We start from the raw sequence: 13,094 nt of genomic DNA on the forward strand, positions 1-13,094 counted from the left end.
ATGGCGCAGCGCGGCTTCACGCTTGTGGAACTGGTGGTGACGATGATCATCATCGGCATCCTCGCCGTCGTCGCCTTGCCGCGCCTGGATCTGCTGCGCGGCTGGGACGAGATCGGCTATCGTGATCGCGTGCGCGCAACGCTCGAATATGCGCGCAAGGCGGCGGTGGCGCAGCGCCGTCTGGTGCGCGTCAGCATCGTCAATAGCGGCCTCACGGTCGATGGGCAGGCACAAACGCCGGAGGGTGAGGGCGCTGCCGGCTGGCTGCCGCTCGCCCTGCCGGGTTCGGGCACGAATGGTTTTACGGCACCGGCGGGTGTGACATTGACGCCGGCGAACGATACCGTGATCTTCGATGCGCTCGGCCGTCCGGACGCGGCGAAGATCTATACGCTGTCGGGGGGCGCAGGCAGCATCGTCATCGAAGCGGAGAGCGGCTATGTGCATTGAGCGCCGCCAGCGCGGCCTCTCGCTCATCGAGCTGATCGTCGCCATCGTCATCATCGGCGTCGCGCTGGCGGGTGTGCTGGCCGTGCTCAACCAGACCGTGCGTCATTCCGCCGATCCGCTGATCCGCAAGCAGGCGCTGGCGATCGCCGAGGCACTGCTCGAGGAGGTGAGGCTGCAACCCTTTACCTGGTGCGATCCCGACGATGCGAACGCGGCGACGGCGACTGGCTATTCCGGCTGCACGGTGGCCGAGAACAACCTCGCTCCCGAGGCGGGCGAGGTGCGCGGCACCTTCGATAACGTGAATGATTACAACGGGCTGACGACCACCACCAACATCACCGGCAGCGGCGCGGCGCCTTACACGGCGAATGTGAGCGTCGCGCAGGCCGGCCTGAACGGCATTCCCGCCGATGCCGCACTGTTGATCACCGTCACGGTGACGGCTGGCGGCGAGACGGTCGAGCTGCAGGGTTATCGCACCCGTTACGCACCGAATGGCCTGCCATGAAACGCCAGCGCGCCTTCACCCTCGTCGAGATGATCGTGGTGATCGCGATCACCGCGATCGTTGCGACGGCGGTCGCCGTGTTCATCCGCTATCCGGTCGAGGGATATGCCGATACGGTGCGACGCGCGGAACTCACCGACGTGGCCGATGTCGCGCTGCGGCGCATCGCCCGCGATGTGCGTCTGGCGCTGCCGAACAGCCTGCGCGTGATGAGTGCGGGCGGCGTGAATTACATCGAATTCATCATCACGCAAAGCGGCGGCCGCTACCGCGATCCGACCGATGGCTCGACCGGCGGCAATTTCCTGAGCTTCACCAACCCGGCGGCGACGAGTTTCGATGTGCTCGGCAGCCGGCCGGCGATGAGTGTCAATGATTTCATCGTCGTCTATAACCTCGGCGTGCCCGGTGCTGACGCCTATGTGGGCAACAACCGCGCGCAGGTTGCTGCGATCGCCGGCAATACCGTGACGCTGGCGGCCAACCCCTTTGCCACGCAGTCGCCGCCGCTGCCCTCGCCCGGTGCGCGTTTCCAGGTGGTGCCGGGCAATGTGCGCGCGGTGACTTACGCCTGCCCGCAGGCCGTCCCCGGCAATCTGACGCGCCACTGGAACTATGGTTTCAATGCCCTCCAGGCGGTGCCTGCCGGCGGCAGCCAGGCGCTGCTGGCGCAGAACGCGACCTGCGATGTCGAATATCAGGCCAATGCGACCGGTCGCAACGGATTGCTCTACATCCGCCTGACGCTGACCGCCGGCGGCGAGAGTGTCGCGCTGTTCAACCAGATCCACGTGGATAACACGCCATGAAGATCCCGCCGCGCAGACCTGATGGCTTCGCGATCGTCTCGGCGATCTTCATCCTCGTCGTGCTGGCCGCATTGGGCGCCTTCATCCTCAACATCTCGGCGCAGCAGCAGATCGGCGCCACCCTCGACGTGCAGGGGGCACGCGCCTATCAGGCCGCGCGCGCCGGCGTCGAGTGGGGCCTGTATCAGCAGCTGCAGGGCGGTGTGGCTTGCCCGACGGGCAGTTTCGTGCCGCCGGCGGCGACGCTGGCGGAATTCACCGTCAGCGTGACCTGCGTCGCGACGTCCGATCCGGGCGGCCACGGTGGACCGACGGTGCGCGTGCTCACCGCCACCGCTTGCAACCAGCCGAATGCCGGGGTCTGCCCGAATACGGTCAACCCGGGTTCTCACTACATCGAGCGGCGTATCCAGGTCACGTTCTGAAACTCGGCGCTGGCACAACGGCACGCAGGCCAGGAAAGACCCTGCAATCCCCGTTTATTCGCTGATTGCCGTCTGTTCCTGCCGGCAATAATTGCCGCCATGATCGGAAGAACCGTCCATGGCTGAAGAAAGCGATCTCGAAAAGACCGAACCGCCTTCCGGGCGACGCCTGGAAAAGGCACGCGAGGAAGGTCAGGTACCGCAGTCGCGCGAGCTGACCGCGTTTCTCGTCATGGCCGCCGGTGCAGGCGGGCTGTGGGGGCTGTCGGGCTGGTTCGTGCGCCGCGGCGAGGAGGTGATGCGCATGGGCCTGGCGCTCGATCGCCGCGCGGCCTTCGATGACCACGTCCTCGGCCAGAGCCTGCTGGCGATGGGCTCGGAGGCGCTCACCACCCTGGCGCCTTTCTTTCTCGCCACGCTCACCGCCGCGCTGCTCGCTCCCGTGCTGCTGACCGGCGGCTGGGTGTTCTCGCCCAAGGCGCTGACCTTCAAGCCGGAACGGCTCGATCCGCTCAAGGGTTTCGGGCGGATGTTCTCCTGGCACAGCATCGCCGAGCTGGTGAAGGGGGTGTTGAAGGCGCTGCTGTTGGGCGGCATCGTCTGGTGGGTGGTGGCGCACGAGCAGGACAAGCTGTTCGCGCTGCTCGGCCTGTCGATCGAAACCGCGCTGCCGTCGTTCGGACGCATGATCCTGTATGCCTTCGTCGGTTTCGTCGCCGGGCTCGCGGTGATTGCGCTGATCGACGTGCCGTTCCAGCTCTGGCGCTACTACACGGGTTTGAAGATGACCAAGGAAGAGCTCAGGCAGGAACTCAAGGAACTCGAAGGCGATCCGCAGCTCAAGGCGCGCATCAGGAGCCAGCAGCGCGAGATCGCGCGGCGGCGCATGATGGCCGAGGTGCCGAAGGCCGACGTGGTGGTCACCAACCCGACGCACTTCGCCGTCGCGCTCAAATACGACAGCGCGAAGATGGGCGCGCCGCAGGTGGTCGCCAAGGGCATGAACCTCGTCGCGCAAAAGATCCGCGAACTGGCCGAGCAGCATCAAGTGCCGGTGCTCGAACTGCCACCGCTGGCGCGGGCGCTGCATCGCCACGTCGATGTCGGCGAGGCGGTGCCGGCGGCGCTCTACACCGCGGTGGCCGAGGTGATGGCCTACGTCTATCAATTGAATGCCTTCATGACGCAGGGTGCGGCAGCCGGCCTGCTGCCGCCGGCGCCGCCCGCGGCGGTGGCCGTGCCGGAAGGTCTCGATCCCGGAGCGGCTGACTGATGGCGGCACAGACCCTCAACTGGCAGACCCTGGCGCGGCCGGAGAATCTCAAGGCCCTCGCCGCGCCGGCGCTGATCATCCTCATCCTGTCGATGATGGTGCTGCCGCTGCCGCGGTTCATGCTCGACGTATTCTTCACCTTCAACATCGCGTTGTCGGTGATGGTGATGCTGGTCGCGCTCTACACCCTGAAGCCGCTCGACTTCTCGGTCTTTCCCACCGTGCTGCTGGTCACCACGCTGCTGCGTCTCTCCCTCAACGTCGCCTCGACGCGTATCGTGCTGCTCCACGGCCATACCGGGCCGGATGCCGCCGGCAAGGTGATCGAGGCCTTCGGTCATTTCCTGGTCGGCGGCAACTACGCGGTCGGCCTGATCGTGTTCATCATCCTGACGGTGATCAACTTCGTCGTCATCACCAAGGGCGCCGGGCGCATCGCCGAAGTGTCGGCACGTTTCACGCTCGATGCGATGCCCGGCAAGCAGATGGCGATCGATGCCGATCTGAATGCCGGTCTGATCGGCGAGGACGAGGCGCGCCGGCGCCGCAAGGAGATCGCCCAGGAGGCCGACTTCTACGGTTCGATGGACGGTGCCTCGAAGTTCGTGCGCGGCGATGCGATCGCCGGCATCCTGATCCTCTTGATCAACATCATCGGCGGCCTGATCGTCGGCATGATCCAGCACGACATGCCGGCGGCGCAAGCGGCGAAGACCTACACGCTGTTGACCATCGGCGATGGTCTGGTGGCTCAGATCCCGGCGCTGATCATCTCGGTCGCCGCCGGTCTGGTGGTTTCGCGCGTCAATGACGAAAAGGACCTCACCACCTCGTTCCTGGGCCAGCTGTTCGGTCGGCCGATCGTGCTCGGGCTCGCCGCCGGCATCCTCGGCGTGCTGGGCGTGATCCCGGGCATGCCGAATTTCGTCTTCCTGCTGCTCGCCGGCGTGCTCGGGACGCTGGCCTGGTACAAGCAGAAGCTGCTGCGCGAGCGCGCTGCCGCGGCTGCCGTCGCCCCTGCTGTGGCGCCAGCGGGAGAGGAAGCGGTGGAAGCGAGCTGGGAAGACGTCGCGCCCGTCGATGTGCTCGGCCTGGAAGTCGGCTACCGGCTGATCCCGATGGTCGATCGTGCCCAGAACGGCGAACTGCTCAAACGCATCCGTGGCCTGCGCAAGAAGTTCGCCCAGGAGGTCGGTTTCCTGCCCGCGGCGGTGCATATCCGCGACAATCTGGAACTCAAGCCGAATGCCTATCGCATCACGCTCAAGGGCGTCGAGATCGGCGACGGCGAAGCCTGGCCTGGCATGTGTCTGGCGATCAATCCGGGGCAGGTCAGCGGCACCCTGCCCGGCACGCCGACGCAGGATCCCGCCTTCGGCCTGCCGGCGGTCTGGATCGAACCAGGCTTGCGCGACCAGGCCCATCTGATGGGCTATACCGTCGTCGATGCCGGCACGGTGATCGCCACCCACCTCAACCATCTGATCATGTCCCATGCCGCCGAATTGCTCGGCCGCCAGGAGACCCAGGCGCTGCTCGATCACATCGCCAAGGAGGCGCCCAAACTGGTCGAGGATTTGGTGCCCAAGCTGCTGCCGCTGGCCACGGTGCAACGCGTGTTGCAGAACCTGCTCGAAGAAGGCGTCAACATCCGCGACATGCGCACCATCATCGAGGTGCTCGCTGCGCAGGGCGCGCGCAGCCAGGACCCGGTCGAGCTGACGGCGCAGGTGCGTGCTGCACTCGGCCGCGCGATCGTGCAGCAGATCTTCGGCAATGCCAGCGAGCTCGCCGTGATCGCACTCGAACCGGGGCTCGAACGTTTGCTCGGCCAGGCGATGGCCGGCGGCGCGGACGGAGCCGGTATCGAGCCGGGGCTGGCCGATGCGCTGTTGCACGAGACGCAGGCGGCGGCGCAGAAGCAGGAGGCGATGGGCCTGCCGCCGGTGCTGCTGGTGGCGAGCAACCTGCGCTGGTTGCTGGCGCGCTTCCTGCGGCGTGCCTGGCCGGCGCTGAAGGTGCTTGCCAACAACGAGATTCCGGAAACCAAGACGATCAAGGTGACCTCGGTCATCGGCATCAAGAGCTGATAGAAAAAAGGAACGATCATGACGGTGAGACGCTTCTTCGGAGAAACCGCGCGCGAGGCGCTGCGCAAGGTCAAGACGGCGCTGGGGCCCGAGGCGATCGTGATCTCGAACAAATCGGTGCCCGGCGGCGTCGAGATCATGGCGATGTCGGCCGACAGCCTCGCGGCACTGCAGGCGGAAACCGCGCCTGCGCCAGCGGCGCCAGCGCCGGCCAAGGCCATGCCGACGGCGGCGGAAGCCCCAGCGCCGCAGCCCCGCAGTGCGGCGGGTGCCGTCCCGCCAGCGCCGACTTTCGACGAGGAAGAAGTCGACGATTACGCGGTGACGCTCTCGACCAAAGCGCGCGCGCCGCAGGCCGTGCATGCCTGGCAGCCCTGGCAACCGCCACGCCATGAAACGCCTGCGGCGACGCCAGCCGAAAAGCCGAAATTGCGGCCCTTGCCGCCGCGCCAGAACGTGACCGAGGACGTTCCCGGCGAAGAGCAGGTCGCCGCCGTGCTGGCGCAGGCGAGCGCCACGGCCGGGGCCACGGTCAGCGCTCCGGCGAAGGTGGACAGTCCGCTCCCTGGCGGCGACCTGCAGGTCCAGCAGCTGATGGATGAAATGCGCGCGATCAAGACGCTGCTCGAACGCCAGCTCGCCGGTTTCGCCTGGGGCGATCTGACGCGCCATGCGCCGGTGCGCGCGCAACTGCTGGGCGAAATGCTCGAAGCCGGCTTTTCCGGCCAGCTGGCGCGCCGTTTGGCCGAGGAACTGCCGGAGAGCCTGGATGTGCAGGAAGGTCGCAAGTGGTTGGGCGCTGCGGTCAACCGGCGCCTGCGCACGCTCTCCAGCGACAACGACCTGATCGACCAGGGCGGCGTGTTCGCCCTCGTCGGGCCGACCGGCGTCGGCAAGACGACGACGACCGCGAAACTCGCTGCGCGCTGCGTGGTGCGCTACGGCGCCGACAAGCTGGCGCTGCTGACTACCGACGGCTACCGGATCGGTGCCCACGAGCAACTGCGCATCTACGGCCGTATCCTCGGCGTGCCGGTGCATGTGGTGCGCGACAGCGAAGACCTGCGCCGCATGCTCGCCGAGCTCTCCGGCAAGCACATGGTGCTCATCGATACCGTCGGCATGAGCCAGCGCGACCGCATGGTCGCCGAGCAGGCGGCGATGTTGATGCGCGCCGGCGACGTCAAGCGCCTGTTGCTGCTCAATGCCACCAGCCGCGGCGACACGCTCGACGACGTGATCAAGAGCTATGCCGGCGAGGACATCGCCGGCTGCATCCTCTCGAAGGTGGATGAGACGGCGGCACTCGCGCCGGCACTCGATGCGGTGGTGCGCCACGGCCTGCTGCTCACCTACATCGCCAACGGTCAGCGCGTGCCGGAGGATCTGCATCTGCCCAACCGCGCCTATTTGTTGCACCGTGCCTTCAAACTGCCGGCGCCGGGCTCGGTGCATCGGCTGCGCAACGATGAGCTCGGGCTGATCATGCCGACACCGGGCGAAAGCCGCGCTGCCACACGGGGAGCGGCCCTTGTCTGAGCATCTGCCGGCCCCCGGACCCGGCGATCAGGCCGAAGGCCTGCGCCGCCTGCTCGGCAGAGAGCCGATCGAGCTGACCGTCGCCGCTTGCGAGACCGAGGTGATCGATGCCTATGCGCGCATCAAGCGCATCGCATACGAGCGCAATTGCCATCACTTCAAAGTGAGCATCAGCCGGGCGCGCTCGGCGGAACAGGCCCGCAACGTGTTCGACAGCCTGCAACGTGTCGCCCGCGAATATCTCGGCGTGCGCCTCGAATATCTCGGCATGGCAAAGAGCGAGGATGCGCCTCCTCTGACCACCGCCCGGCCCGTTCGCGGCAGGGCCGCCGTGAGGAGTCGGTGATATAGTGAAAAGCGTTCATGACGACTTCCTTGTACACAGCGCAGGGCACGCTCGAAAAGGAGCGGCTGATCGATCGATACGCGCCGCTCGTCAAGCGCATCGCCTGGCATTTGATGGCCAGACTGCCGGCCAGTGTGGATGTCGATGACCTGGTGCAAAACGGCATGCTGGGGCTCCTCGACGCGCTCGGACGCTTCGAGGAAGGTATGGGCGCCCAGTTCGAGACCTATGCGATGCAGCGCATCCGTGGCGCGATGCTCGATGGCTTGCGCGAAAACGACTGGCTGCCACGCACGGTGCGCAAGGAAATGCGTCGCGTCGAAACGGTGTTGCAAAAACTCGAGCATGAAAATGGTCGCCCGCCCAGCGAAAGCGAACTCGCCGCGACGCTCGGCATGTCGCTGGCCGACTATCAGCACCTGTTGCAGGAGGCGCGCGGCCACCAGATCCTCTATCTCGAAGACCTGGCCGTCGAGAACGAAGATTTCCTCGATCGCCATGAGGCCGGGACCGCGCCCGATCCGCTCGCGCTGCTCGAAGAAAGCGATACCCGCGCAGCGCTGGTCGCCGCGATCGAAAAACTGCCGGAGCGCGAGCGACTGATGATGGCGCTCTATTACGAACAGGATCTCAATCTGCGCGAGATCGGCGCCGTGATGGGTGTCACCGAGTCGCGCGTCTGCCAGTTGCATGCCCAGGCCGTGGCGCGCTTGCGTACCGTGCTGGTGGGTGAGCAAGGGACGCTCGCGCACACGGCCAAACGGCGCGGGCGCAGACCGCGCGCTCTTTCCAACCCGTCGAACGGACATCATGGATAAGATCAGCATCGCGGGTTTGGCGCTCGGCCTGGCAGCCATCCTGCTTGGCCAAGTGCTCGAAGGCGGGCACATCGGTTCGCTGCTGCAGCCCACCGCGTTCCTCATCGTCATCGGCGGCACTGTCGGCGCCGTGATGCTGCAAAGTCCCTGGCAGGTCTTCCTCACCGGGATCAAGATGGGCAGGTGGATCTTCGTCCCGCCGGCGACGGATGCCAAGGCGCTGATCGATCAGATCGTCACCTGGAGTCACATCGCGCGCAAGGAGGGGCTGCTGGCGCTGGAGGCGCAGATTCCGCTGGTGCCCGACCCCTTCATGCAGAAAGGCTTGCAGCATCTCGTCGATGGCGTGGAGCCGGAAAACCTGCGCGAGGTGCTCGAAGTCGAGATCGGCGCTCATGAAGCGCAACTGAAGCTCGCCGCGAAGATCTGGGAATCGGCCGGCGGCTACGCGCCGACCATCGGCATCCTCGGCGCCGTAATGGGCTTGATCCACGTGATGGAAAACCTCACCGATCCTTCGAAGCTGGGCGCGGGCATCGCGGTGGCCTTCGTTGCGACGATTTACGGTGTCGGTTCCGCGAACCTGATCTTCCTACCGATCGCCAAGAAGCTGTTCGCCAACATCGCCCGCCTCGTCAGCTTGCGCGAGATGTTCGTCGATGGCCTGGTCGGCATCGCCAATGGAGACAATCCACGCATCATCGAAAGCAGGCTCGAGGGCTATGTGGTCTGATCATGGCGCGCAAAAAGCCAGAAGAAGAACATGAAAACCACGAGCGCTGGCTCGTCTCATATGCGGACTTCATCACGCTGCTGTTTGCCTTCTTCGTCGTGATGTATGCCATTTCGTCGGTGAATGAAGGCAAGTATCGCGTGCTGTCGGATTCGATCTCGGCGGCTTTCCGCAACATTCCGGGCAGCAGCGTCGGCGCGATGGTGCAGGTCAATCCGAGCGCGCCGATGCCGGTGACGATCCCTTTCAAGAAACCGCAGGTCGCCAACCTGAAGACCGACCCGCAGCGCGAGAAAAACCGTGAGCTGTTGCGCAACAAGGCGAAGGAGATCACCCAGGCGCTGGCACCGTTGGTCGAGCAGGGCCAGGTGCGCATCACCGAGGGCGCCTTGGGCATCACGGTGGAGATCAATGCCAGCGTGTTGTTCGATTCGGGTGAGGCGCGCTTGCAGCCGGCCGCAGCGCGGGCGCTGACTGCGGTCGGGCAGATTCTCGCCACCACCGATTTCCCGATCACCGTCGAAGGGCACACCGACAACGTGCCGATCAGCTCGCTGCTCTATCCCTCGAACTGGGAACTCTCGGGCGCGCGTGCGGCCAGCGTCGTGCGGCTGTTCATCGAAAACGGCGTCGATCCGCGCCGCCTCACCGCGGTGGGTTATGCGGACCAGCGCCCGGTGGCGGACAACGCCACGCCGGAAGGGCGGCAGCGCAACCGCCGGGTGGCGATCACGATGGAATCGCGCACGCCGGATACACCGGTGGAGGTAGCGCTGCCCGAATGATTAGGCCTTACCCAGCGAACGGCTGCCCAGTCCAGTTTGCGGCTGGCCATCGCGGCCATAGACGGTGGCGTTGTCTGCGGCGGCGAGCAGGACGTTCAGCGCCTGCTGGTTGCGTTGCAGATGCACCGCGATCAGCTTGCCATTGGTTTCGTTGAGATCGCGCGCCTCTGCGGCGAGTGCGCGCAATGCTTCGGCTTCGAGAGGGGAAATTCCATTGAGCCGTTCCGCTAGCGCCGATTTTTCCGGGATCAGCGCCGCGAGCGCCTCGATGTCGCCTTTGATCAGGGCGGCCTGCTCACGGCGCAGCAGGTCGATGAAGGTCCGCAGCGCCTCGGCGGCAGAAGGCTGATCGGGCGGCATCAGCGTCGGCTGGTCAGTAGCTCGCGGATGCCGTCGATCAGGCGGTCGGCAATCCGTTCGGGATTGATCTGGAAACGGCCTTCGGCGACCGCCTGACGGAGGCCATCGACACGGGTGGCGTCGAAGGGGGCCTCACCAGCCTTCTGCAATTGGGCCGAGAGGGAAGAGATGTCGATCCGCTCCGTGTTGGCGCCCGTCGAGGGGGTTGCGGCCGCAGCCGCCGGTTTCGTCTCCCGCGTGGCGGGATTCGTTGTCGTGTTGCCGATGGGCGGAAGCGAGTTGTCGATCTTCACGGTAATGATCCTGTTCCTGATGTCGTCCTGGCTGTATTACGGCAACTCGGCGGAAAACCTGAGAACGAAAACGGCGCGACAAATCATGGCCATGGTCTAACGCGCATGCCGGCAATCGGCACCCGCGGAGGATGAAAACCCTAAGCGCAAAAATAAACACCCGCCCCCCTTCGCCCCCCTCTCGGGGGGTTCCTATTTGCGCGGCGTTGCCGCGAGTGTTGACTGCCGTCAAGGAAACGAAGGGCAGCACACTTTTTTGCTCGGTATTTCACGTTAATAGCCGACCTCGACGCTGCCATCGGCGCGGGCCGTGCCGCTGACGACCTGGCCATTGACCAGTCGCACCTGGGCGATTTCCCCTTCGCGGGCATTCGTGAGCGCGCGCCCTTCATTGGACACGGCGAATCCCGGCCCCTGTGAGACGATCCGCACGGTCTGGCCCTGACGGATCACCAAGGGCGTTTTGAGCAGGTCGGCGCGCAGCGGTCGGCCGGCGGGGATCGAGGCCGACGCGGTCTTGCCGATCGCCAGGGCGGAGTCGGTCAGGATGTTCGGCGGGAGTTCGGAGAGATCGCCCGACTGTGTGGCGAGGTCTTCCGCGCTGATCGTCTGCCCCTGCGCGATGGGTTTTGCCGCGATCAGATAGTCGCCCTTCACGCGCACATGCACCGGCACATAGATGCGCCAGCCAGCGTCGAGACAACGCACGATGAGGTGGGTGCGACCCCAGGTGCGGGCGCCGGGCGGGCGGCCGATGTCGAACTGCTTGCACGGCGCGAGCTGGTTGCCGGCATCGAGGCCGCCGATCTCCCAGCTGACCTGACCGGGCAGCCCCCGGGTCTGGACTTTCAGCCAGGCGTCGATGGCCTTCTTGACCGGCGCCGCATCCTGCTGGGCGCTGGCCAGGCAAACAAACGACGACAGGGCGCAGAAAACCGCGCGGCGGAGGAGGTTTGGCATGGAGCAATTAAAGCATGCAGCGCCGAAGGCGGCGAGCGTGCGGCAGCGCGAAAGCCACCGAGGCAGAAATTGCCGCCCAGCCGGCAAGCGTAAGCCGGTTCCGACGCCGTTTCGCCCCGCCTCGGGCTTGGCACGAAAGCTGCAGAGACTAGGCCGTCAACGGCAAACCGGCCAACACCATGATCGACCGCATCGAACAGGACTTGAGCTTCTTCCGTCACGCGCTGGGGGTGCGCGGCTATCGGCAGGAGCTTTTGGCGTCGAACATCGCCAATGCCGACACGCCGCATTACAAGGCGCGTGATCTCGATTTCAAGGCGGCGCTCGGCGCGGCGCTGGGTAATGGCAGCTCGCCATCCGTGCCGCCGGTGCAACTTGAGCGCACGCAGCCGGGACATCTTGGCGGCAACGGGGCATCGCCCTTTGCCGGTGCCATGCGTTATCGCGCCGAATATCAGGGTGCGGTCGATGGCAACACGGTGAACATGGATGTCGAACGTGCCGCCTTCGCCGAGAACGCGATGCAGATCGAGGCGCTGATCGCCTTCGTCAATCATCGCTTCCGCGCGATGAGCAGCGCGCTTCAGAGCCAATGAGGGTCTTTTGAGCCATGAGTGATTTCAGGATCTTCGCCATCGCCGGTTCCGCGCTCACCGCGCAATCCGCCCGTCTGAACGCCGTGGCGAGCAATCTCGCCAATGCCGACAGCATAGCGGGCGCCGATGGCCGTCCCTACCGCGCCAAACAGGTGGTGTTCCAGGCCATGCCGGTGGAAGGGGGCGGCTTAGGCGTGCGCGTCACCCAGGTGGTGGAAAGCGCGGCGCCGCTGCGCATGCAATACGACCCGGCGAATCCGGCCGCCGACGAAAAAGGCTATGTCGCGCTGCCGAACGTGAATGTCGTCGAAGAGATGGTGAACATGATCTCGGCCTCGCGTGCCTATCAGACCAATGCCGAGGTCATGAACACCGCGAAGGCATTGCTGGCCAAGACCCTGACGATCGGCCAGTGAGAAAGGAAACCCAATGGCAGCCACCGCAGTGACCACCAGCCAGGCCGAACAGATCTATCAAAGCCTGAACCCGACGCGCGATAAGAGTCTGTCGGTCGTCAACGAAGCGGAAAACCGTTTCCTGACGCTGCTCACCACCCAGCTCAAGAACCAGGACCCGCTCAATCCGCTCGACAACGCCCAGCTCACCTCGCAGCTGGCGCAGATTTCCACGGTCAATGGCATCGAAAAGCTCAATGCCATGTTGCAGACGTTGCTGGCAGGTCTGCAGGACACCCAGGCGATGGAGGCCGCTGCGCTGGTGAATCGCGGCGTACTGGTCCCCGGGTCGAGCATGGCGTTGGGTGAGCAGGGCGGCATCGGCGGTGTCGAACTCGCCACGCCCGCCGAGGAAGTCACCGTCACGATCAAGGATGCCAACGGCCTCGTCGTGCGCACCTTGAGCCTCGGCGCCCAGGATGCCGGGGTCGTGCCCTTCGTCTGGGATGGCAAGGCGGACAACGGTGCGCAGGCGGCGCCCGGTAAATACAGCTACAGCATCAGCGCCAAGACGGGCACGACGACCTCGACGCCCACGGCGCTCGCCTATGGCCTCGTGCAAGGGGTCGCGCGTGGCAGCAATGGGCTGACGCTCGATGTCGGCCCATTGGGTGAGTTCGGCTTCAACGACGTCAAACAAATTTTCTGACA

General features: G+C 65.4%; 17 protein-coding genes. 14 read left to right on the plus strand and 3 right to left on the minus strand.

Translation table 11 applies throughout. The annotated features are described in order from the left end of the window. From M52SOB_RS03105 to motD, 11 genes are all read left to right on the plus strand, one after another. Positions 1-450, plus strand: a complete 450-nt coding sequence (locus M52SOB_RS03105; RefSeq protein ID WP_131110525.1) for a GspH/FimT family pseudopilin — start codon at positions 1-3, stop codon at positions 448-450. Beyond that, positions 440-961 (plus strand): prepilin-type N-terminal cleavage/methylation domain-containing protein, encoded by a 522-nt coding sequence (locus M52SOB_RS03110; RefSeq protein ID WP_131110526.1) that lies wholly within the window; start codon positions 440-442, stop codon positions 959-961. Before M52SOB_RS03105 ends, M52SOB_RS03110 begins: the two co-directional genes overlap by 11 nt. Further along, positions 958-1,770 (plus strand): type II secretion system protein, encoded by an 813-nt coding sequence (locus M52SOB_RS03115; RefSeq protein WP_131110527.1) that lies wholly within the window; start codon positions 958-960, stop codon positions 1,768-1,770. The genes M52SOB_RS03110 and M52SOB_RS03115 overlap by 4 nt, the downstream gene beginning before the upstream one ends. Further along, positions 1,767-2,195: an agglutinin biogenesis protein MshP gene (locus M52SOB_RS03120; RefSeq protein ID WP_131110528.1), complete on the plus strand. Its 429-nt coding sequence runs from the start codon at positions 1,767-1,769 to the stop codon at positions 2,193-2,195. Before M52SOB_RS03115 ends, M52SOB_RS03120 begins: the two co-directional genes overlap by 4 nt. Before the next feature lie 118 nt (positions 2,196-2,313). Then, on the plus strand, positions 2,314-3,468 hold the full coding sequence (gene flhB / locus M52SOB_RS03125; RefSeq protein ID WP_131110529.1) for a flagellar biosynthesis protein FlhB: 1,155 nt from the start codon (positions 2,314-2,316) through the stop codon (positions 3,466-3,468). Next, positions 3,468-5,558: a flagellar biosynthesis protein FlhA gene (gene flhA / locus M52SOB_RS03130; protein WP_131110530.1), complete on the plus strand. Its 2,091-nt coding sequence runs from the start codon at positions 3,468-3,470 to the stop codon at positions 5,556-5,558. The genes flhB and flhA overlap by 1 nt, the downstream gene beginning before the upstream one ends. Before the next feature lie 18 nt (positions 5,559-5,576). After that, positions 5,577-7,097, plus strand: coding sequence for a flagellar biosynthesis GTPase FlhF (gene flhF / locus M52SOB_RS03135; RefSeq protein WP_131110531.1), 1,521 nt, complete (start codon positions 5,577-5,579; stop codon positions 7,095-7,097). Continuing rightward, the gene (locus tag M52SOB_RS03140) at positions 7,090-7,443 is read left to right on the plus strand and encodes a P-loop NTPase family protein (protein ID WP_131110532.1); all 354 of its coding nucleotides are present in this window, start codon (positions 7,090-7,092) and stop codon (positions 7,441-7,443) included. Before flhF ends, M52SOB_RS03140 begins: the two co-directional genes overlap by 8 nt. A 29-nt stretch (positions 7,444-7,472) precedes the next feature. Beyond that, complete coding sequence (locus tag M52SOB_RS03145; RefSeq protein WP_131112403.1) at positions 7,473-8,261, plus strand: RNA polymerase sigma factor FliA; 789 nt, start codon at positions 7,473-7,475, stop codon at positions 8,259-8,261. Beyond that, entirely contained in the window at positions 8,254-8,994 is a 741-nt protein-coding gene (locus M52SOB_RS03150; RefSeq protein WP_131110533.1) for a flagellar motor protein, read from the plus strand. The genes M52SOB_RS03145 and M52SOB_RS03150 overlap by 8 nt, the downstream gene beginning before the upstream one ends. Before the next feature lie 2 nt (positions 8,995-8,996). After that, positions 8,997-9,779 carry a flagellar motor protein MotD gene (gene motD, locus M52SOB_RS03155; protein ID WP_284155178.1) on the plus strand — a complete coding sequence of 261 codons (783 nt, stop codon included), beginning with the start codon at positions 8,997-8,999 and terminating at the stop codon, positions 9,777-9,779. Here motD and M52SOB_RS03160 read toward each other — a convergent pair whose 3' ends face one another. The 3 genes from M52SOB_RS03160 to flgA all read right to left on the minus strand — a co-directional run bounded on the left by M52SOB_RS03160 (position 9,780) and on the right by flgA (position 11,392). After that, positions 9,780-10,139 carry a flagella synthesis protein FlgN gene (locus M52SOB_RS03160; protein WP_131110535.1) on the minus strand — a complete coding sequence of 120 codons (360 nt, stop codon included), beginning with the start codon at positions 10,137-10,139 and terminating at the stop codon, positions 9,780-9,782. It abuts the gene before it with no gap. Continuing rightward, entirely contained in the window at positions 10,139-10,432 is a 294-nt protein-coding gene (gene flgM, locus M52SOB_RS03165; protein WP_172601734.1) for a flagellar biosynthesis anti-sigma factor FlgM, read from the minus strand. Before flgM ends, M52SOB_RS03160 begins: the two co-directional genes overlap by 1 nt. Positions 10,433-10,705: 273 nt before the next feature. Beyond that, the gene (flgA, locus tag M52SOB_RS03170) at positions 10,706-11,392 is read right to left on the minus strand and encodes a flagellar basal body P-ring formation chaperone FlgA (RefSeq protein ID WP_131110537.1); all 687 of its coding nucleotides are present in this window, start codon (positions 11,390-11,392) and stop codon (positions 10,706-10,708) included. Positions 11,393-11,571: 179 nt separating this feature from the next. Here flgA and flgB point away from each other — a divergent pair, with 179 nt between their 5' ends. The 3 genes from flgB to M52SOB_RS03185 are packed head-to-tail and all read left to right on the plus strand — an operon-like array spanning position 11,572 to position 13,092. Beyond that, a complete protein-coding gene (gene flgB, locus M52SOB_RS03175) occupies positions 11,572-11,988 on the plus strand; it encodes a flagellar basal body rod protein FlgB (protein ID WP_131110538.1) in 417 nt (138 codons plus the stop codon). A gap of 14 nt (positions 11,989-12,002) precedes the next feature. Further along, positions 12,003-12,404, plus strand: a complete 402-nt coding sequence (gene flgC, locus M52SOB_RS03180; protein WP_131110539.1) for a flagellar basal body rod protein FlgC — start codon at positions 12,003-12,005, stop codon at positions 12,402-12,404. A gap of 13 nt (positions 12,405-12,417) precedes the next feature. After that, positions 12,418-13,092: a flagellar hook assembly protein FlgD gene (locus tag M52SOB_RS03185; RefSeq protein WP_131110540.1), complete on the plus strand. Its 675-nt coding sequence runs from the start codon at positions 12,418-12,420 to the stop codon at positions 13,090-13,092. Positions 13,093-13,094: the final 2 nt, after the last annotated feature.

This window comes from Sulfuricystis thermophila (assembly GCF_004323595.1).
Classification (GTDB): Bacteria; Pseudomonadota; Gammaproteobacteria; order Burkholderiales; family Rhodocyclaceae; genus Sulfuricystis; species Sulfuricystis thermophila.